This is a genomic window from Dongia sp. agr-C8, assembly GCF_054658695.1.
In genome coordinates this window covers 359,472-380,399 of the sequence record NZ_BAAGHZ010000001.1, presented here as the reverse complement: position 1 = coordinate 380,399, position 20,928 = coordinate 359,472, and the positions used below count along the sequence as shown (strand labels likewise).

At 65.9% G+C, this 20,928-nt stretch carries 10 protein-coding genes; 4 read left to right on the top strand and 6 right to left on the bottom strand.

The window, feature by feature from the left end:
• Window positions 1-128 precede the first annotated feature (128 nt).
• Both ACYQ4T_RS01630 and ACYQ4T_RS01625 read left to right on the top strand, forming a co-directional pair.
• Window positions 129-662 (top strand): hemerythrin domain-containing protein, encoded by a 534-nt coding sequence (locus ACYQ4T_RS01630; protein WP_459850242.1) that lies wholly within the window; start codon window positions 129-131, stop codon window positions 660-662.
• Between the two features lie 102 nt (window positions 663-764).
• A complete protein-coding gene (locus ACYQ4T_RS01625) occupies window positions 765-1,166 on the top strand; it encodes a response regulator (RefSeq protein ID WP_459850241.1) in 402 nt (133 codons plus the stop codon).
• A gap of 14 nt (window positions 1,167-1,180) precedes the next feature.
• Here the strand turns inward: ACYQ4T_RS01625 and fixJ are convergent, their stop codons facing one another.
• From fixJ to sciP, 6 genes are all read right to left on the bottom strand, one after another.
• A complete protein-coding gene (gene fixJ / locus ACYQ4T_RS01620) occupies window positions 1,181-1,786 on the bottom strand; it encodes a response regulator FixJ (RefSeq protein WP_459850239.1) in 606 nt (201 codons plus the stop codon).
• Entirely contained in the window at window positions 1,773-2,957 is a 1,185-nt protein-coding gene (locus ACYQ4T_RS01615) for a sensor histidine kinase (protein WP_459850238.1), read from the bottom strand. Before ACYQ4T_RS01615 ends, fixJ begins: the two co-directional genes overlap by 14 nt.
• A gap of 95 nt (window positions 2,958-3,052) precedes the next feature.
• Window positions 3,053-4,189 carry a helix-turn-helix transcriptional regulator gene (locus ACYQ4T_RS01610; protein ID WP_459850236.1) on the bottom strand — a complete coding sequence of 379 codons (1,137 nt, stop codon included), beginning with the start codon at window positions 4,187-4,189 and terminating at the stop codon, window positions 3,053-3,055.
• 297 nt (window positions 4,190-4,486) lie between these two features.
• Window positions 4,487-16,567, bottom strand: coding sequence for a VCBS domain-containing protein (locus ACYQ4T_RS01605; protein ID WP_459850235.1), 12,081 nt, complete (start codon window positions 16,565-16,567; stop codon window positions 4,487-4,489).
• Between the two features lie 614 nt (window positions 16,568-17,181).
• Window positions 17,182-17,529, bottom strand: coding sequence for a hypothetical protein (locus ACYQ4T_RS01600; protein ID WP_459850233.1), 348 nt, complete (start codon window positions 17,527-17,529; stop codon window positions 17,182-17,184).
• Between the two features lie 133 nt (window positions 17,530-17,662).
• Window positions 17,663-18,022 (bottom strand): CtrA inhibitor SciP, encoded by a 360-nt coding sequence (gene sciP / locus ACYQ4T_RS01595; RefSeq protein WP_459850231.1) that lies wholly within the window; start codon window positions 18,020-18,022, stop codon window positions 17,663-17,665.
• A 509-nt stretch (window positions 18,023-18,531) separates the two neighbouring features.
• Between sciP and ACYQ4T_RS01590 the strand changes: the two genes are divergently transcribed.
• Both ACYQ4T_RS01590 and ACYQ4T_RS01585 read left to right on the top strand, forming a co-directional pair.
• Window positions 18,532-19,617: a Gfo/Idh/MocA family protein gene (locus ACYQ4T_RS01590; protein ID WP_459850229.1), complete on the top strand. Its 1,086-nt coding sequence runs from the start codon at window positions 18,532-18,534 to the stop codon at window positions 19,615-19,617.
• Window positions 19,614-20,927 carry a Gfo/Idh/MocA family protein gene (locus tag ACYQ4T_RS01585; RefSeq protein ID WP_459850227.1) on the top strand — a complete coding sequence of 438 codons (1,314 nt, stop codon included), beginning with the start codon at window positions 19,614-19,616 and terminating at the stop codon, window positions 20,925-20,927. The genes ACYQ4T_RS01590 and ACYQ4T_RS01585 overlap by 4 nt, the downstream gene beginning before the upstream one ends.
• Window position 20,928 lies beyond the last annotated feature (1 nt).

Below are 20,928 nucleotides of genomic sequence, written 5' to 3'. Positions count from 1 at the left end.
GTTGCCCTGATAGTCGCGGGCGTACCGATGCCTCACCCTGTCGGGATGGCGCCGGCGAGACCGCTGCAGGCCTGCGGATGGCGCAATGATTCTGGATGTATGCACTGAATTGATCGCGGAGAGCCGCTATGCCCGCCATCCTCGAACAATTGCAGATCGATCATCGCAACATGCGCCAGCTGCTGCGCGTCCTCGAAGAGGAGCTGGAAGCCGAACACCAGGATTTCGATCTGATGCGGCAAATCGTCGACTATGCGCTCAACTACCCCGACCTGATCCATCATCCCCGGGAGGAACGCCTGCTGCGCCGGCTGCTGGAGCGCGATCCGCCGTCCAAGGCCCTGGTCGGAGGCCTAACCGCCGGCCACCAACAGCTGGCGCAGCTCACGCACCGGTTCGCCGCCGCCTTGCACAATGTCGAGCACGACATCGAAGTGCCGCGCGCGCTGTTCCGCGAGCTCGCCGACGATTACCTCACGCATTCCCGCGAGCATATGGAGTTCGAGGAAGAGCGCTTCTTTCCCCGGTTGCTCGCGATGTTCGACGATGAAGACTGGCGGGAATTCGACGGACTGACGAAGGGCTATGATCCGCTGTTCGGGAACGCGGTGGAGCGCCACTACCGGTCGCTCCACGAGCGGATCGTGAAGGTCGCCTTCTAGACCTCCGCCATGTACGGGGAATACCGGATACTCGAACCGGCGCCCAGGGCCCAACTTGGCTGCAATCGGCCGCGGCGCGGCCGCTATGCGTTCTGGATCGGCATGGCCAAACAGCCTATCTACCTCATCGAGCAGGACGATGTCGTGCGCGACTCAATCAAGGTGCTGCTTGAGTCGAATGGATTCGAGGTCGAGGACTTCCGGACCATCGCCGGCATGCCCTGCGACGACAACTTCAGCCGAGCCGGATGTCTCGTGCTCGGCTTCAACCGGCATGTCGAGGAGGGGCTTGAGCTGACCGGCGCCCTCAATGAGAGCGGTCTCCATTTGCCGGTCGTCTTCCTGGTCGGCCGAGCTGAACCGGCGGCGAGGGCGGCTGCAATCCGCGCCGGGGCCTTCGCCTATCTGGAACGCCCGGTCAAGGAATCGATCCTGACTTTCACCATCAGGAACGCGCTTCAGTCACGCCGGCAACGCCTGGCGCCGCGCGAAGCCACGCCGTAGTCCGAGAGCGGTTGCTATGAGGCCGGATTGACCCCGGCCCGCATGGCAATCCGCACCAGCTCAGGCAGGCTGCGCGCCTTCATCTTGTCCAGCACGCGCGCGCGGTGAATCTCGACCGTCCGCGGGCTGATATCGAGACGGTAGCCGATCACCTTGTTCGGATGACCGACCACCAGCAGCTCCAACACCTCGCGTTCGCGGGGCGTCAGCGCATCGAGCCGCGCCTGCACCGCCGGATCGATATCGGCGGTCGATCGCGCCATGGCCGCCGCGATGCTGGCGAGGATGGTTTCGTGGGAGAACGGCTTTTCTATGAAATCCACGGCGCCGGCCTTCATCGCCCGCACGGCGAGGGGAACGTCGGCGTGGCCGGTGATGATGATGACCGGAACGTCGCGCTGCGTCCTGGCCAGCCGCTCCTGGAACTCCAGCCCGTCCATCTCCGGCATGCGAATGTCAGTGATGATGCAGCCCGGCGCCGCGCCGGCGCAGGCCTCGAGCGCGCGCAGTGCGGCTTCGAACACCTGGACCTGATGTCCATTCGCCTCCAGCAGGAGCTGGAGCGAGTCACGGACGGCTTCGTCGTCATCGACCACGAAGACCAGCCTATTCGCCGTCATCGTCCGGCTCCGCCGATGGAATCGTGAAACGGAAGCTGACGCCGCGTTCGCCGGCGGATTCGGCGACGATCCGCCCGCCATGCGATTCGACGATCGAGTGACAGATCGACAAGCCCAGTCCCATGCCCTTTTCCTTGGTGGTCATGAACGGCTGGAACAGCTGTGACTGAATTTCCGGCGCCAGTCCAGGTCCGGAATCCGCGACCACGACTTCGACCATCCGCGCGTCGATCGGCCCATGGCAAAGTCCGGTCGTCACCCGCAAGCGGCCGGGCGGCCCGGCTTCCGTCATCGCCTCGATGCTGTTGCGGACCAGATTGAAGACCACCTGCTGGATCTGCACCTTGTCGACGAAAGCCGGCAGCGGCTCGCCGCTGAGCTCGAGATGGACCGAAATTCCGGTTTCCTTGACCCCGACCAGCCCGAGCGCGATCGCCTCGGCCACCACCTTGTTGAGGTCTTCGAGCCTGCGCTCGCTCTCGCCCTTCTGGATGAAGCTGCGGAGATTGCGGATGATGTCGCTCGCCCGCGCCGCCTGGGCGGCGGCCTTGTCCATCGCGTCGGTCGCCTTGGGCGGCATGTTCATGTTGGCGTCCTCGAGGATCCGCCGTGCCGCCTGGACGTAGTTGAGCACGGCGGTCAGGGGCTGGTTGATCTCGTGCGCGATCGCCGAGGCCATCTGGCCGACATCGCTGAGCCGCGACATGTGGAGCAGCTCCGCTTGGAGTTCCTGCATCCGGTTCTCGGTCAGCTGCCGCTCCGTCAGGTCGCGGATGAAGCCGGTGAACAGCCGGCGGCCGTTGGCATCGACCTCGCCGACCGCCAGTTCCATCGGGAAGGTCGTGCCGTCCTTGCGCTGGCCGACCACCACCCGCCCGATCCCGATCACCCGGCGTTCGCCGGTCCGGCGATAGTTCTCGAGATAGCCATTGTGGCGGTCGCGGTAGGGCGGCGGCATCAGGATGGTGATGTTGCTGCCGATGGCTTCCGCGGCAAGGAAGCCGAACAGCCGCTCGGCGGCAGCACTGTAGGATTCGATGGTTCCGGTCTCGTCGATGACGATGATGGCATCGGGCGCCGTCTCCAGGATGGATTGGAGACGCGCTTCGCGCTCCAAGAGGGCACTTTGCTCGATTCCCTCGACGTCCCCGCTTCGATCGCGTTCCGCCACGCTGTTCTCTTCGGCCTTGGGTTCGAGGCGATTATAGCCAATGCGTCCCGCTGCGCCAAACCCCGAGCCGAGGGCGATGGGTGCGCCGCGTCAGCTTACGATTGCATCATCCGCAGCACGGGATTGTTCGCGAGGTCCCGGATCAGGGCCGACTGACGCGCATGGCCGGTCTTGGCGAAGATGCTCTTCAGCTGCGAGCGCGCGGTGTTGATGCTGACGCCGGTGTGCCTTGCATAATCCTGGATGCAGTCGCCCGCCAGCAGCGCGCTGGCGAGCTGGCCTTCGGCTGCGCTGAAACCATAGAGCTTGGCGAGAACGGCCTGGGGCGGTCGGCGGCGCGATTCGGTGTCGCCGATGAAGATCATGGCCACCGGCTCGGTCGCGCCCTTGCCAAGGAAACTCGGCGATAGCGGGCAAACGAGCAGCGTGAGCGCCGTGGCATCGCGCCGGGGCACCGTGATCAGGCCGCCGGTGCTGATCGACTTGCCCACCGCGCCGAGGCTTGCGCCCTGGATCAGCCGCTTGAGCTCGGAATCGCGGCTGGGGTCGGCAAGGGTCAGCACCTTATGGTGCAGCACGATCCCCGAGCGCTGCCGCAGATGCGCTTCGGCGGACGGGCTCGCATACACGACCTTTGCCCGCATGTTGACGACGAGAACGCCGACATCCAGCCGCTCCAGCGCGTCCAGCGTGACGCTCAGTCGATGCTCGACCTGGCCCAGCCGGCTCTGCAGGTCGACCGCCCGGCCGAAATGCTCGAGGAAATGTGCCATCCAGTCGCGGTCGGCGCCATCGAAGCGCGCCGCGTCCTGCGGCCGATGGACGCCGACCAGGCCGACATCGCCGGCGGCCAAGGCGACCGAGCCGCCGACCAGGTCGAAGATCCCGGTCGGCCGAAGCCAGTCGTTGTAGAGTTCGGTGGCGAAGATTTCCGGCTCCGGGACGAGCTCGCTGCCGAGCACGGCTCTTCCCACGCCCAACTCCATGGCGCGGGTGGCCCAGAGATCATGCGCATAATAGTACTCGCTGTAGGCGGAAATCCTCGCCGCCGTGAAATTGCTGGTGTGGCCCAGGATCTGGCCCGACCCGTTGCCGCGGTTCTGCACCTGCAGCAGGCAGCTCGCGCTCTCGAATGTCCGAGCCGCAAGGTCGGCCACGGCCGTCCAGCCCGCCGGGTCAACGGAGGCGTCGTAGAGCGCGGCAAGGAGCGTCGAGAATTGTCCCGGATCCATCCCCCTGCGGCTCCCCTGTTCCCCACCGGCCTTTGGATGCCGGAAACTTACGCAAAAGTTGCCAGGGCGCTTCAAGGCGAGTCAATGGTCCGATAGTATTTTCTTAAAATGTCACCAATCCGGTGTGAGCAATGCTATGCCGGCCTGGTGGATTTCATCAGCTGAAACGGTTGGCTTGACGTCGATCGCTGGGCCGAAACGCGGCAACCGACCGCCACATCTTGTGCCGGTCGGCTGCCACGATCGCACCGAAGCCGCCGGGTGGCCCCGTTTCCGGGACCACCCTCATTTCGCGACTTAGCTGTGGGTCTGGATCTGCGACGGATCCGCGACCAGCTGGGCGATGTCGGTGGTGGGCGTCGCCGTGCTGCCCAGTCCGGCGAAGGTGATCGAGCCACCCGCCGAGAAGTGCACCACCACGTCGCCGCTGTCTCCCTGGTCGTCGATCGACGAGATCTGCGCCTGCAGCTCGTCGATGATCCCGTTGTTATTGAGATCCAGCGACGCCTTGAACGACAGGTTGTCGTTTTCCCCGTCGAAATCCACGATCGTGTCGTGGCCGTCGACGAAGGAGTCGAAGCGGAACGTGTCCGGACCGGCCCCGCCCTCCAGCGTGTCGTCATCGGCGCCGCCGGTGAGCGTGTCGGCCCCGCTGCCGCCCTGAAGATGGTCGTCGCCAGCGCCGCCCTCGAGCTTGTCGATGCCGAGGTTGCCGATCAGGTGGTCCACGCCGCCGCCGCCGTACAGGGTGTCGGAACCGCCGCCGCCGTCGATGGTGTTGGCGCCGTTGTTGCCGGTGATCGTGTTTGCATCACCGTTGCCGGTTCCGTCGATGTTGCCGGCCGCCATGCTGAGCACCAGGTTCTCGACGTCGCTGGACAGTGTGTAGCTGGAGGCTGAGCTCTCCACCGTGTCGGTCCCCTTGCCCGCCTGCTCGACCACGGAATCGGCGCTGCTATCGACGAAGTAGTAGTCGTTGCCGTCACCCCCGGTCAGGGTATCGTCGCCGGCGCCGCCGTCCAGCGTGTCGTTGCCGCCGTTGCCGACCAGATGGTCGTTGCCCGATCCGCCGGTCAGCTTGTTGTCGCCGTCGTTGCCGGTGAGCGTGACATCGGTGGTCAGGCTGCTGGCGTCGATGTCGAGCTTCCCGGTGCCGGTGGTGACGCCGAGGGCGTTGGCGATCGTCACATGCTCGACGTTGGTGACGTTGTGCAGGGTCAGCAGGTGGCCATCCGTCGTGTCGGTGAACAGGATGGTGTCGACGTCGGCACCGCCGTCGATCGTCTCGCCGGCCGGATGGTTGGCCGGATCGTTGATCAGGAAGGTGTCGTCCCCGCCGTTGCCGTGGAACGTGTCCTTGCCGCCGCTGGCCTCGAAGATGTCGTGGCCATCGGTGCCGAAGATCTGGTCGTCGGTCGGCAAGTCATGGACATGGGCGAAGAGGCCGCCGAGCGCGGAATTCGCCCCGCCGATGCCCTGCAGGTCGATGCCGCCGCCGCCGACCTCGTCGAGGTTGATGAGACCCCAGGGCGCCGCGGCCGTCAGCGAGACGTTCGTGGCGTTGAAGTCGTTGAAGTCGGCGTAGCGGTAGATGGCGATCGCGTCCTGCAGATAGCTGCCGGTCACCGTGATGCCGTTCAGCGTGACGTTGCCGCCCGACTGGTAGGGGCCGACATTCGTCACGTCGCCCGGGCTCTGCAGGCCGCGCAGCTGGATCGCCTTCTGCGCCGCCGCACCGGCATCATGGATGCTGACATTGTCGATCGTCAGATCCTGGTTGTAGCCGAAGATCAGCACATCGCCGCGCCCGCCGCCGCCGAAGTCGGTGGTGGCGTTGTTCGCGAACTCGCTGTTCTCGATGGTGATCTCGCCCAGCGTGTCGGTCAGGGTCGGCGTCGAGCCGTTGCCCTGGCGGATATAGGCCAGGCCGTTGGTCTGCGAATTCTCCACCAGGACGTTGTCCAGAGTGAAGCTGCCGGCGAAGCCCGTCGAGTTGGCCGTCACGTTGATGCCGACCTGCTTGCCGGTCGCATCCAGGATCAGGTCCGCCACCCTGGCGGCACCGTCCACCAGTCCGGAGACCGTGATGGTGCCGTCGATCTCGGTGTTGGTGACGCCGCGGCCCGCGCCGTCGATGGTGATCGCCTTGCCGTTGACCACCACGTCCTCGGCATAGATGCCGGTGCCGACCAGCACGGCGTCACCTTCCTGGGCGGCGTTCACGCCCGACTGGATGGTCGCGTATTCGGCATCCGCGCCGTGCCCGACCAGGATCGCGGCGTGGTCGGCGAACTGCAGCTTGCCGACGCCGACGATCGTGTCGGTGCCGTCGGTGCCGACGTTGTCGTGCACGGTCGCGGTCTGGCCGTCCCAGGTGATGGTGTAGTTGGCCATGCTGCCGCTGAACACCGCGGTGTCGCCGCCGCCGCCGCCGGTCAGGGTGTCATCACCCTTGCCGCCGGTCAGCCGGTCGTCGCCGCCGCCGCCGGTGACGTCGTCCGCGCCGTCGCCGGCGTTGAAGTGGAACGCGCCGATCGATCCCGCCGCCGCCACCGCCGTGTCGTCGCCGCCGGTCAGGGTCACGGTGGTGACGGAGTGGGTCTGGTTGTCGTATTGCGCGATATCGGCGCTGCTGATCTCCACGTTGTTGATGGTCAGCGCCGGCTCGGCGTTGCCCTTGGCGGGCTCGCCGGTGCGGATGCCGACGCCGGTGCCGTCGATCACGCCGTCATGGATCGAGACGCCGGTCAGGTGCCCCGCCGGGCTTGCGTAGGATGGCGCGTCGTCGCGGGCCTTCACCAGGATGGCGCCGCCGGTGTTGTCGGCCGTGGCGTCGTTGCCGAAGCTGTGGCCGGTGTTGTGCAGGTCGAAGTTCTTGATCTCGATGTTCGAGTAGTTCTCGTATTTCAGGTTGATGTCGATGCCGGAGCCGAACTGGCCGACCTGGGGGGCGCCGAAGGCCGGACCGCGGCCGAACTCGCCGACATTCTCCATCGAGACGCCGTCGATCACGGCGTCGCTCAGCTGTTCGGCATAGATGCCCTTCTCGGTCAGGTTCTCGAAGTGCGTGCCGGTGATGGTGACGCCGCTGAAATCGCCGGCGCCGTTGCTCGCGGCATAGATCGCGATGCCGTGATAGCTGTCGGTGATGGAGCCGCCTTCGAGGTCGAAGCCCGTCACCACCGCGGCCGTGCCCTTGCGGATGCCGACCACGGATTCCGAGATATCGACGCCGCTGACCGTCAGGCCGTCATTGCTGCCGAGCTCGATTCCCTGGTTGAACCCGGTGATCTTCAGGTTCTGCAAGGTCACGTTGTCGGCGGCGATGGTCACGCCGCTGCCGGCCGCGCCGGTGTAGGACGCGGCGGTTTCCAGCCATTCGGCCACCGTGGTCCCGCCCGGGATGCTGTTGTCCGTGCGGAAGTCGCCCTGGATCACCGTGTCGTCGCCGGAGCCCTGGATGGTCACCGACTTGTCCACGTTGACGTTCTCGTTGTAGGTGCCCGGGCCGACCAGGATGGTGTCGCCGGCCGCAGCGGCATCGATCGCCGCCTGGATGGTGGCGTAGCCGCCCGCGCCCACGATCAGCACATGGGTCGCGCCGACGTCGATCCGCTCGACGCCGCTCAGCGTGTCGGCGCCGTCGCCCGCCGTCGAGGTGACGGTCAGGGTCTGGGTCGGTCCCGTGCCGTTGAACTGGAACGAGAGGCTGGCGAGCGTGCCGCTGTAGACGGCTACGTCGTGGTCGGCGCCGCCGGTGAACGTGTCGTCGCCGGCGCCGCTGGTGAAGATGTCATCGCCCTTACCGCCGCTGAACACGACGCCCACCGGATTCCCGGCGGAGACCGCGTCGGCATTGACCGTATCGGCGCCGTCGCCGCCGTTGACGGTGATGGTGCTCGGCAGGACCGACGTCCCGTTGAGGTTGCCGACGTTCACGCTATCGCCGCCGGAGCCGAGGTTGAAGGTCAGCTCCTCGACATTGCTGGCGTCGACCGTCTTGCCGCCGGTGATGGCGATATGGACTGGATCGGCCCCCGACGCCGTCACATCGAAGGTCGTCGGCGCAGCGCCGCCGTTGGTGACGACCAGCGTGTCGGTATCGGCGCCGCCATCCACGATGTCGTTGCCGCCGCCGACCTTGTAGGTGAGGGTATCGTCACCGCCGTTGCCATGCAGGGTGTCGTTGCCGCCGCCGCCGGTGATCTGGTCGGCGTCTCCGCTCCCGTGGAAGACGATGCTGCCGGTCGCGATCGCCGAGGCATCGACGATGTGGTCGGTGGTCAGCGTCACGTCCAGGACGGACTGGGTCCGGTTGTCGTACTCGCCGGACGTCGCATTGGTGATGTTGACGCCGTCCACGACCACACCGCTCGGGCCGGAGTTGTTCTTGCCGGGCTCGCCGATGCGGATACCGGTCGAAGTACCGTTGATCGAGCCGCCTTCGATCAGCACGCCGGTCAGGGACGCCGCCGGGCTGGCATAGGCCGGGGCATCGTCCCGGGCCTTGACCACGATCGCCGCACCGGTCGCGTCCGGCACCGCGTCGTTGCCGTAGCTATGGCCGACATTCGTCAGCGTCGCGTTCTGGATCGTGATGTTGCTGAACGCCTCGTACTTCAGGTTGATGTCGATGCCGTTGCCGAAGGTGCCGTTGCCGCCGAAGGCCGGGCCGCGGCCGTACTCGCCGACATCGTTCATGGTCACGCCCTGGATCAGCGCATTGCTGAGCTGCTCGGCGTAGATGCCCTTCTCGGTCAGGTGCTCGAACAGGGTCCCATTGATGGTGACGTTGTCGAACGAGCCGTCGCCCGGCGTATCGACCGACGGGTTGGCGGCGTTGATGACGATGCCCTGGTAGCTGTTGGTGAGGGCACCGCCGTTCATCTCGAAGTTCGTGACGTTGGACGGACCGCTCTCCTTGTAGATGCCGCGGACCGAGTCATCGACGGTCACGTTGTTCAAGGTCAGGCCGTCATTGGCGTTGAGCTTGATGCCGGTCAGGAAGGTGGTGATCGTCAGGTTCTGCAGCGTGACATCGTCGGCGTTGATGGTGACGCCGCTGCCCGAGTTGCCGTTGTAGGCGGTGGCGCTCTCCAGCCAGTCGCCGACCGTCGTGCCGGACGGGATCGACGGGTTGTCGGTGCGGAACGAGCCCTCGATCACCACGTTTCCGACGCCGATGATCGTGACTGACTCGTTGACGTTCACGTTCTCATGGTAGGTGCCGCCGTTGACCAGGATGGTGTCGCCGGCCGAGGCCGCATCGATCGCCGCCTGGATCGTCGCGTAGCCGCCCTCGCCCACGACCAGCACATGCGCGCCGTCGCCGCTGAACTGAAGCGCCTCGACCTTCACCGTGTCCGTGGCGTCGCGGGCCGGGACGTTGTCCTGCACCGTCAGGACACCGCCTGAAGAGGTGAACGTGTACTCCGCGAGATCCCCGGAGAAGACGGCCGTGTCGTGGCCGGCCTTGCCGTCGATCGTGTCGTTGCCGCCCTTGCCCTCGATGATGTTGTCGGCGCTGTTGCCGGTGATGATGTTGCCGAGGTCGTTGCCGGTCGCGTGGATGGCGCCGGTGCTGGTCTGGATGTTGTCGATCAGGAAGCCCTGATGGGTCGCGTCCGGCGAGTTGTTGCCCGGATCGCCGACCCGGAAGATCAGCCGGTCGATCAGGTTAGCGGCCGCGTTGGCGTCGTGGCCGGCATCGCCGGTGCCCGGCGCCTGAAAGTCGCGGTAGTTCTCGAAGGTCGTGGTGGTGCCGACATGGACGCCGTCCACATAGACCTCGATCACGTCATTGTCGCCGCCGGGATTGGCCTGCAGCACCAGCTGGATGTTGTGCCATTCGCTGGGGTTCAGACCGTCGATCAGCGTCTGGTTGCCGTTCTCGAAGCTGAAGTCGTTGCTGGCCCAGTCGCCGTCCTTGGTGGGCGCGTTCACCGCGACCCGGATCCCACTCGCGGTGTTCTCGAACACCAGGAAGTTCTCGCGATCGGTGCCCGCCGCGTTGGCGAAATCGATCTCCACCCGTGAGCCGTCGCCGGCCGTTTCCGCCACCGGCTTGATGTCCAGCGAGTAGGTCATGGTGCCGTTGGTGGCGCCGGGAATACCCGCCTCGCCGACCTTGACCGCGAGCTCCGGCGTGAAGGTGCCGAAGCCGCCGCTGGTTGGGTTGTTGACGATCTGGAACGCCTTGCCATGGTCGAGCTCGCCGGTGTCCACGACCGACTGGTTGACCGCGGGATCAGCGATTTTCCAGCCGTTCTGGCCGTCGGCGATCTTGCCGGTCGCATAATCCTCGAAGGTGATGTTCTGGCTGGCGGTCGGGCCGTCGACCAGGGTCAGGTTCTCGACATTCGCCGTCAGCGTGTAGTCGATCGTGCTGTAGACGATGTCGGCGGTGCCCTCGCCGGCCGCCTCGGTGACGGCGTCGCCGATATTGTCGACCGAATAGGTGTCGTTGCCGTCGCCGCCGGCCATGGCGTCGCCGCCGGTGCCGCCGAGCAGCGTGTCGTTGCCGCCGTTGCCGTTGATGGTGTCGTCGCCGCCGCTGCCGGAGAGCAGGTCGTTTCCGCTGCCGCCGTCGAGCGTGTCGGCGCCCGGGGTCATGCTGAGGATCTTCGCGTCGCCGCTGCCGCCGGTGAAGCTGTTGCCGTTGAAATAGTCGTCAATCAGCGTGCCGGACACCTTGGAGTTCTGCACCAGGATGCCGGTGCTGCTGCCGCCGGTGGTTTCGTCCAGCTTGTTGTCGGTGATCTCGGTGTCGTCGCGGCGGGCGCGGAGCGCGTAGCCCGTGCCGCCGGTATCGCCGGTGAAGGTGTTGCCGTCGATCACCGAATGCGAGGCGTCGATGGTCACCAGGGTGTTGCCCTGCGGCGTTGTATGGTCGACCGAGCTGATGCCGCCGGTCGTGCCGCTCACCAGGTTGTTGGAGAAGGTGATGTGTTGCGACGCCGATTCGCCGGCGCCGCCGCCGTTTCCGAGCACCACCAGCTGGCGCGGGACATTGGGGTCGGTGAACTGGTTGCCGAAGCCGATCCCGCCGGGTTCCAGGCCATTGAAGGTCTGGCCGGAGAACTCGTTGCTGTCGATCAGCATGTTGGTGTTCGCGGCCGCGAACTCGGAGGTCAGGCCCGAATCCCCGTTGGCGACCACGTTGTTGCCCTGGATCACGACCCCGTCGTGATCGCCCTGCAGGTAGATCGCACCCGCCTCGATGCCGGGCACGCTGTCGAAGCCGATGATCGTGAAGCCCTGGCCGATGCCGCCGATGGTCACGTTGTCGGCGCCCGGCAGGAGCTGGATGGTGCCGAGCTCGCCGCTGGCCGGGATGCCGGTGATCGTCGTCCCACTCGGACCGTCCTTGCCGGCTTCCGAGACCAGCGCGAGATCGGACCGGCCGATCACCACGTTCTCGGCATAGTTGCCGTTCATCACCAGCACGGTGACGTGTCCGCTGATGCTGCCGGCCGCATCCACCGCCGACTGGATCGTCTGGTACTCGCCGAACTCGCCGCTCTGGTCGACGATCAGAACGGTGGTGTCGGCGAATTTGAGGCCCTCGACGTTGGTCAGCGTGTCGGTATCGTCGCGACCGGCGACGCTATCAGCAACCACGATCGAACCCGCCGACGTCGAGATGTCGTAGTCGGCGAAGTTGCCGCTGAACACCGCGGTGTCGTGGTCGGCACCGCCGTCGATGGCATCGAAGCCCTTGCCGCCGGTGATCGTATCGGCGCCGCCGCCGGCATCGATCGTGTCATCGCCGCCGTTGCCGACGAGCTTGTTGCCGAGGCTGTTGCCGGTGATCTCGTTGGCGCCGTCATTGCCCTCGCCGTTGAGGGCGGCACCCGCCGCCGTGTGGATGTTGTCGATCAGGAAGCCGGCCCGGGAACCACCGGCGCCGTCCTGCGGGAAGCTGTTGCCGCTCGCTTCGCCGACCCGGAAGATCAGGCGGTCGATCAGGTTGTCGGCGGCATTGGTGTCGTGATCCTCGGTCGCGACGTGGAAGTCGCGATAGTTCTCGAAGCTGGTGCTGGTGCCGACCAGGTTGCCGTCGAGATAGATCTCGACGACGTCGTTGCTCGCTCCGTCGTTCGCGGTCAGCACCACCTGGATGTTGTGCCAGATGCTGGGGTCGATGTTGTCGGCCAGCATGCGGTTGCCGGTGTCGAAGGCGAAGGTGTTCTCGCTCCAGACGTCGGGCGTAGTCGTGGGCTCGTTGACCACCAGACGGAGTCCGTCTGCGGTGAATTCCAGGGCCATGAAGTTCTGGCGATCGGTGCCCGCCGCGTTGGCGAAGTCGATCTCCACGCGCGACCCGTCCGGCGTCTCGCTCGCCGGCTTGAAGTTCAGGGTATAGGCAATCCGATTGGTGTCGGCGCCCACCCCGAGTTCACCGGCTTTGACCGACAGCTCCGGGGTGTAGGGGCCGCCAAAGGCGCCGTTCGAAGGATCGTTGGCGATGCGGTAGACGTTGCCGTGCTCGGCGTCACCGGCCTCGACGCCGCCACCCGGGTTCGGGCCGACCACTTTCCAGCCGTTCTCGCCGTTCGTGATCGCGCCCGGCGTGTAGGCCGGCGTGTCGAAGTCGATGGTCTGGCTGTCCTTGCCTTCGGCCAGGGTGAGCTTCTCGACATTGTCGCTGAGCTTGTAGTCGGTGGCGTAGCTGATGACGGTGTCGGTGCCGCTCCCGGCGCCGCTGCCCTCGTGCACGGCGTCGTCGGTCTCGTCGACGGTGAAGGTATCGTCGCCCTTGCCGCCGGTCATGTTGTCGTTGCCGGCGCCGCCGTCGAGCGTGTCGTCGCCGTCGCCGCCGTCAATCGTGTCGGCCGCCGCGCCGGTGATGATGGTGTCGCCCTTTGTGGTGCCGATGACGTTGAACGCCTCGGTGGACGCCGCGTCGGCCTCAAAGTAGGCGCCCGACGTGGTGTTGACGATCTCGTTGCTGCTGAGATCATAGGTGCCGCCGCCCAGCGGATCCGGATAGCCCCAGCTGGAGGGATAGTCCTCGACGTCGATCGGATATTCGGCGCCGTCGAGCTTGTTGTTGGTGATGGTGGTGCCGATGGAATCCTCGGCCGCGATTCCGATGGTGCTGGAACCGGGCGTCGCGGTCACCGTGTTGCCGTCGATCTCGAGATCGCGGTTCTCGAAGGTCAGGATGCCGGAGGCCGCCCAGGCGGTTCCGCCATAGCTCACGCCGCTGACCTCGTTGTCGTTCACCTGGCCGGTCGAACCGTTGACCTGGATGCCGTTCTGCGCCTGCACCGCGTGCAGGCCGGCGCCGGTCACGGTGTTGTCGTGGATGTCGACGTTGGCGTAGGAGATCTGAATGCCGGTCTTCTGGAAGTCGGTGACCGTCGTGTCCTTGATCTCGATGGTGTTGAGCGACGCCGCCTCGCTTGCGGACGGCGTATTGGGAGCGCCGGGCGAGGGATCGCTGTTCAGCACGGCGATGCCGACGTTGCGCTGGTTTCCGAAGTTCGCCTCGTTCTCGCGGATGCCGGTGACAGTCATGCCGTCGATCGAGCCGCCGGTCGCGTTCACGAAGACGATGCCGGCCATGGTCGGATTCACGCTGCCCACCAGGTGCGCGGAATCGCCCAACTGCTGTCCGTCGACGGTCATGCCCTTCAGGGTGACGCCGTCGGCATCGATGACTGTGATCAGGCCGTCATATTCACGGCCGGAGGTCGGCGAGATCGCCGTCACCTCCCAGGCGCCGGTCGGCGGCACGACCGTGACCGTGGCGCCGGGGGCGGCCTCGATGGTCAAGCCGTCGAGTGCCGCACCGCCGATCTGCACCTGCTCCGCATATTCGCCGTCCTGGACGACGATCCGGATCGGGCCATTGAGGGTCGCCGCATAATCGACTGCGTCCTGGATGGTGGTGAAGGCACCGGTGGCGCCGGTCCAATCGACCACCAGCGGGCCGGCATTGATGGCGAAGGTCTGCTGCGAGGTGCCGCCATGGCCGTCGTCGGCGACCGCCGTGACGGAGTACGAGTCTTCCTCGATGGTGGCACCGGTCGCCACCGTGATGACGCCGGTGTTGGCGTCGATGGTGAACCTGCCGCCCGCGTCGTCGCTCAGCGAATAGGTCACCGTGTCGCCGTCGATGTCATTGGCATGCACCGTGATGCCGACCGCGGTCCCGGCGGTCGCGCCGGCATAGATGGCGTTGTCGGCCGGGTTGTTGTCGACCGGCGTGTCCGGGTCGTCGTTGACCGGATCGACCGTGAGCGAAACGGTGGCGGTGTCCTTGGCGCCGTACTTGTCCGTCACTTCGTAGGTGAAGGAATCCGGGCCGTTGTAGTTCTCGTCGGTGGCCTTGTACTCGAAGGTGCCGTCGGCATTGACCACGACGGTGCCGTGCAGGGCGCCGCCGCCGCTGGCCAGGCTGAAGGTCTGGGTGTCGCCGTTGTCGGGATCGATCGCGGTCACCTGCCCGGTGATCTTGGTGCCTTCATCGCCGGAGAACGAGGCTGCCTGCGCGTCCGGTGCGTCATTGGCGCCGTTGATGGTGACCGTCACCAGCTTGCTGGCGGTGCCGTCCTCGCTCTTTACGGTGAAGCTGTCGGTCAGCTTCTCGCCCGGTGCCAGGCTGTTGACCGCCGCCTTGGTGTCGTCAAGGTCGTAGCTCCATTGCCCGGAACCGTCCACCGACCACGAGCCGTAGGTCGCGACGCCGGATGCCGCCTTGGTGTGGTTCTGGCCGTTGTCCTTGTCGTTGACGTTGAGGATCCCGGTCACGATGTCGCCGGAATCTTCGGCGACGCTGCCGGTGGTCTGGCCGCTCATCGTGGCCAGGTCGTTGGTGCCGTTGATGGTAACGCTGACTTCCTTGCTGGCGGTGCCGTCAATGCTGGTGATGGTGAACTTGTCGGTCAGCGTCTGGTTGACGCCGAGCGCCTGCACGCTGGGTTGGCTGTTGTTGAGCGTGTAGCTCCACTGGCCGCTGGCATTGACCGACCAGGTGCCGTAGCTGGCCGCCTGCCCGCTCATCGCGGCTGCGCCGGACTCGCCGGCATCGGGATCGCTGAAGGTGACCGTGCCGCCGGTGGTCTGCACGCCGTCTTCCTTCACGGCCTTCGCGAAAGTCGAGGAGACGTAGGTCGCCGCGTCATTGGTTCCGTTGATGGTGATGGTCACCGTTTGGGTGGTGGAACCATCCGTGCTGACGACGTCGAAGCTGTCGATCGCCTGCTTGCCGGCGCCAAGCGCCTGGACCGCGGGATTGCCGTTGTCGAGCGAGTAGCTCCACTCGCCCTCGGTGTTGATCGACCAGGAGCCGTAGGTGGCGTTGCCCGAAGCCGCTTGCGTGCCCTCTTCCGCCGGGTTGCTGTCGGAGACGTGCAGCGTGCCGGTGGCACCGAGCGTAACGTCTTCCTGGACGATGCCGGTGGTGTCGCCGCTGAAGACCGTCGAATCGTCGGCGCCGTGGATGGTGATGCTGACTTCCTTGGTGCCGGTGCCGTCGACGCTGGTCACGGTGAACTTGTCGGTCAGCGTCTGCCCGGCTTGCAACGCCTGCACGGCAGTGTTCGCATTGTCGAGGTTATAGGTCCATTCGCCGTTGGCGTTGACCGACCAGGTGCCGTAGCTCGCCGCTTGGTTGGTCACGGCGACGGTGTGCTCCTGGCCGTTGTCCACGTCATGGACATCCAGCGTGCCGCTCGCGGACAGGGTGCCGTCCTCGGTGACGTCGCCGGAATCCTTCCCGTCGATGGTCGCGACGTCGTTGGTGCCGTTGATCGTGATGGTGACGACCTTGCTGGCGGTGCCGTCCTCGCTCTTGACGGTAAAGCTGTCGGTCAGCTTCTCGCCGGCGCCCAAGCTCTTGACCGCGGCATCGCTGCTGTCGAGCGTGTAGGTCCACTGGCCGGAGGTATCGATCGAATAGGTGCCGTAGCCCATCGTCGAATCTTTGTCGGTCGCCGCCACCGCCTGGTTCTCGCCCTGGTCCTTGTCGAAGACCGTGAGGGTGCCGGTGGCGATCGGGTCGATATCCTCGGCGACGCTGCCCGTGGTCTGGCCGCCGATCGAGGCGAGATCGTTGGTGCCGTTGATCGTGATGGCAATGGTCTTGGTGGCGCTGCCGTCGGCGCTGGTCACGGTAAAGGTGTCGACCAGCTTGTCGCCGAGGCCGAGCGCCTGCACCGCTGGGTGCGAATTGTTGAGCTTGTAGCTCCAGTTCCCGAAGATATCGATCGACCAGGTGCCGTAGCCCCCGGCGCTGAGCGCATTCGTCGTGACGATCGGTTGGTTCTCGCCGGCGTCCGGGTCGTTTACCGTCAGCTTGCCGCTGGAGGTGAGCGCGCCGTCTTCTTTGGTGAAGCCGGAGCCGCTGCCGGTGATGGTCGCCTTGGTCATGACAATGCCCCTGTATTGCACGTTGTTGATTGCAACAGCCGCCGGGGTGACTGACCCCGGGCCACCCGGCCCGCTGCTTACAGGTATTGATTCCACGATTAATGGTGCGGTCCATCACCCATTTGAGCGAGATTTTAACTATTAACCTTGAAATTATTTGGAAATATTCCAGGATTTTAACCTTTTGCGCTGCTCAAATTTCGCATCGGAGAGGCCGACCCAGGCAGAGTCGCGCCGCTGACACCCTTTGCGGTTGCTCCCGCGCGCGGGTCCATGAGGGGCTGATCCACCGAAATGCTTGGTAAATTCCAGAACCCAGGCGCAGGACCGGAGGAATGCTTGCGAGTGAAAAATTTAAACTCGCTTGTCGATCAAGTTACTCGGGTTATCTTTTTGTCCATCGCCAACAGCGGGGCGGAAAAAAAGATGCTTTGGACGATTGCGCTATGGCTCGCGGCCCAGTTGCCAGTGGCAGTCGCGCTGGGTCGTTTCATCAGCCGAGGCGAACGAGAGATTCGGGCCAGCGCCGTCGAGGGTTCGAATCCCGACCACCGGCTGGCAGCGTCTTGGGCCGTGCGGCGCGCAGGCGCCAAGCCGCACTTCGGCGTCCCCGCTCAGGGTTGCGCCAGCGGCGTGATCCGGTCGTCGACCGGTCCGATCTTGATGGGCTTGCCGCTGATGGAGATCCCGAGGACGGCATCCAGCGAATTGCTCGGCAAGCGGGCCAGGTCGGGAACGTAGCCGAAGCATGTGCCGTCCGGCGAGCAGGTGACCGAACTGTCCCGTGCCCTGCAGCCGTATTCAGCGTCGGTGTCACGGATGCCGTAGGCCGTGCCACCCGCCCGCGCGCAGGCGGTGTCGACCGCGCTGCGCGACAGCGGTCGCATCGACACGGTCTTTGCGGATGCGGGCATGGCACTCGCCAGCATCGCCCCGCAGACCAGAGCGGTCAGCCACGACAATCGGGATCTCATGTTTCGACCTCGGCGAAGCACGCAGATTAGCTATTGATTCTGCGGCCGGCCTCGGCTCGGCTTCAAGCGGAAAGTGGCGACGGGAAGCCGCGGCGGCGGCGAGAAATCTAGGGAACCGGGGCTATCCCTTGCCGTTTCCCTTGGTTGCACCCGAGCGATAGATCTGCGATCGCGTGGTGCGAAGTCCGTAGACGCCATGCTGCTGCAGAGTCTTCTGCCAGCTCTGGAACTCCTCGACGGAAACCGAGTAGCGCTCGCAGACTTCCTCGAGGCTGAGCGCCCCGGCCTGGACTGCGGCCACCACCTGCGCCTTGCGATGGATGACCCAGCGCGTGATGCCCGGCGGCGGCAATTCGTCGATCTTGATCGGCTTGCGCCGACGCGACACCTTGGCGGCGGCTTCGTCGCCGACCGTCTGGTCATGACTCTTCGTTCCCGGAGCGCACGCGATCGCTCCCAGTTCAGCCTCGGGATTCGTCATTCTAATACCGGTGTGTTCAGATCACGGCCGGCGCGCACGGTTTCCACCGCAGTCGCCCCGACTTCCACTGCCCTCCGCGCCCCCGTCGTCGAACAGTGGCTCAGCGGTTGGAGGATTATGTCACAAACCCAGCGAACAGTTGCTGTGCAGGCGCGAAAGATGCCCGCCAACTTGCTACGGTTCTCTCATTTTGGTGTGACTCTGCGCTGAAATCACAATGTCTCCACTTTGCGGGACGGCGCGCCCGCGCCCAACCTTGCAGGGTGGCGCCGATGTTACAGTTCGCTCCGGACCCCGCGCTTGGGTCGCGCGTTTAACACCAGATTGAAACGCCTGGGTGTGAAGCTGCCTTGCTTCGGCTGTGCCGGTTGGTTATGGGTGGGGCAGGTGCTCGCGCAGGGCTCAACAGCAAATCGGAAACAGCCCGACTCTATGATCGAAGGAGCACGCGACGCAGTTTCGGCAAGGCGCCGGACGACCTTCACCTCTGCTCCAATTCGAGACGCGTAATGCCATTCCGTTGGGGGATTTTCGGCACCGGTGCCATCTCGGCCAAGTTCGTTGCGGGCCTCGCCGTGGCGCATGACGCCGAGGTATCGTTCATCGCATCCCGCACCCGGGAACGGGCGGAGCATTTCGCGCGGCAGCTCGGGATCGGGCGGGCGATCGGCGGCTATCACGAAGCCGCCAAGGCGGGCGGCGTGGACGCGATCTATATTGCCACCCCGCCCTCCGAGCACGCCGCCCATGCGCTGCTCTGCCTCGAAGCGGGAATTCCGGTGCTGGTCGAGAAGCCCTTTGCCTCTTCCGCCGCAGACGCAGCCCGCATCGCCGAGGCGGCGCGCACCCGTTCCATCTTCGCCATGGAAGCGATGTGGACGCGCTTCCTCCCGGCCGGACGCGCGCTCAAGGAGAAGGTCGCGGCCGGCGCGGTCGGCGAGGTGCGCCTGGTCGCCGGAAATTTCGGCAGCTCCCAAATCCCCGATCCGGCGAGCGGCATGTTCAACCCGAAGACCGGCGGCGGCGCGCTCGCGCATCTCGCCGCCTATCCGCTTTCGCTCGGCCAATGGCTGTTCGGGTCGCCGACGCTGGTCCAGGCGATCGGCACCATCGGCGCGACCGGCGTCGATGAGGACGCCGCCTTCCAGCTGCGCTATCCCGGCGGCGTCATCGGCTCCTATTTCGTGAGTTCGCGCGCCTGGGCACCCGACGCGTTCCAGGTGCTCGGCAGCGACGGCATGATCGCCGTGCGGGGCTCGGTGGTGCGGCCCTATGGGCTCGACATCGTCCAGGAGGCACCGCTCAAGCCCGAGCAGGCGCAGTTCGGCTGGAAGGCACGCTTGAAGCAGTACGGCCTGGTGCACCGGATCGCCCAGGTGATGGGGCGGTCGAGCCGCGGCCGCGGGAAGGCGCACAGCTTTCACTATGCCGGCAACGGCTATCACTACGAGGCGGACGAGGTGCGCGCCTGCATCGCGCAGGGCGCGGTCGAGAGCGCGGCCATGCCGCTCGACGACAGCATCGCCGTCGCCGAGACGGTGGACCGGATCCGCGCCGCCATCCGGGGCCAGCAGGCCGGGAGCGGCGCGGCGTGAAGATCGCGTTTGTCGGCTGCGGCTATGTGTTCGACATCTACATGCGGACGCGCTGGGCCTATCCCGAGATCGAGATCCGCGGGGTCTACGACATCGACGCGCGGCGCGCCGCCGTGGTGTCGCAGCATTACGGCTTCAAGGTCTACCCGAGCTACGCGGCGCTGCTGGCGGATCCCGAGGTCGAGGTCGTGGTCAACCTCACCAGCATCCATGCGCATTACGACGTCATCAAGCAGGCGCTCGAAGCCGGCAAGCATGTCTATTCCGAGAAGCCCACCACCAAGAGCCTCGAGCAGACGCGGGAATTGTTCGCGCTGGCCGAGGCGCGCGGCCTGGTGCTGACCGGGGCGCCCTGCAACCTCTATTCGGATGCGATCTCCACGGCCTGGAAGGCGCTGCGCGACAACGCGATCGGCAAGCCGGTGCTGATCTATGCCGAGATGGACGACAACCCGGCGCATCTGATGCGGCTCGAGACCGTGCAGAGCCCGACCGGGGCGCCGTTCCCCTATGCCGAGGAGCTGCAGGAGGGCTGCACCGTCGAGCATGTCGGCTATCACCTGGTCTGGATCTGCGCGATGTTCGGCCCGGCGCTCTCGGTGACCGCCTTCTCCAAGGCGCTGATCGAGCGCAAGACCGAGACGCCGCTCTCCCCCGCCGACACCCCGGATTTCTCGGTCGCCTGCCTCAACTTCGCCAACGGGGTGGCGGCGCGCATCACCTGTTCCTGGGTGGCGCCGCGCGACCACCGGCTGCGGATCATCGGCGAGCAGGGCGAGATCGTGCTCGACAACACCTTCCACGACCAGTCGCCGGTGCACCTGGAGCGCTTCTCGCGGGTCAGCCTGGCGGCGCGCAAGGCCTATACCGCGCGCAACCAGCCGCTGATCGGCCGGGCGCTCGGGATCGGCGGGCGGCGGCAGCCCTTGGTGCGGCGCTGGAAGTCGCATGCGGTCGAGGCCGAGCGCGGCGTCGGCCGCTCGCTGAAGCATCGGTTCGTGAGCTGGCTGCGCCGGCGCGAGATCTACGCCCAGGACAAGCTGCTCGGCATCGCCGAGATGATGCGGGCCATGGGCGAAGGCCGGCCGCAGCCGATGCCGCCGGACTTCCTGCTGCATCTCAACGAGCTCACCCTGCTGATCCAGGGCGCCGGGACCAACGGCATCGCGACCGTGCCCCAGACCAGCTTCAAGCCCTTGACGCCGCTGCCGGATGCGATCTCCGGCCGGCGCGACTATGCCGCTTCCTACCGTCCGCACAGGCTCGAGAAGCTGATGGCCCGCGTGGTCGAGAAGCTGCATCGGCGCTGAG

Bases quoted from the DNA above. Each gene is read 5' to 3' on its own strand.
- ACYQ4T_RS01625 (WP_459850241.1), top strand. From the start codon at position 765: ATGGCCAAACAGCCTATCTACCTCATCGAGCAGGACGATGTCGTGCGC.
- ACYQ4T_RS01610 (WP_459850236.1), bottom strand. From the start codon at position 4,189: ATGGATCCGGGACAATTCTCGACGCTCCTTGCCGCGCTCTACGACGCC.
- ACYQ4T_RS01630 (WP_459850242.1), top strand. From the start codon at position 129: ATGCCCGCCATCCTCGAACAATTGCAGATCGATCATCGCAACATGCGC.
- sciP (WP_459850231.1), bottom strand. From the start codon at position 18,022: ATGACGAATCCCGAGGCTGAACTGGGAGCGATCGCGTGCGCTCCGGGA.
- ACYQ4T_RS01590 (WP_459850229.1), top strand. From the start codon at position 18,532: ATGCCATTCCGTTGGGGGATTTTCGGCACCGGTGCCATCTCGGCCAAG.
- fixJ (WP_459850239.1), bottom strand. From the start codon at position 1,786: ATGACGGCGAATAGGCTGGTCTTCGTGGTCGATGACGACGAAGCCGTC.
- ACYQ4T_RS01605 (WP_459850235.1), bottom strand. From the start codon at position 16,567: ATGACCAAGGCGACCATCACCGGCAGCGGCTCCGGCTTCACCAAAGAA.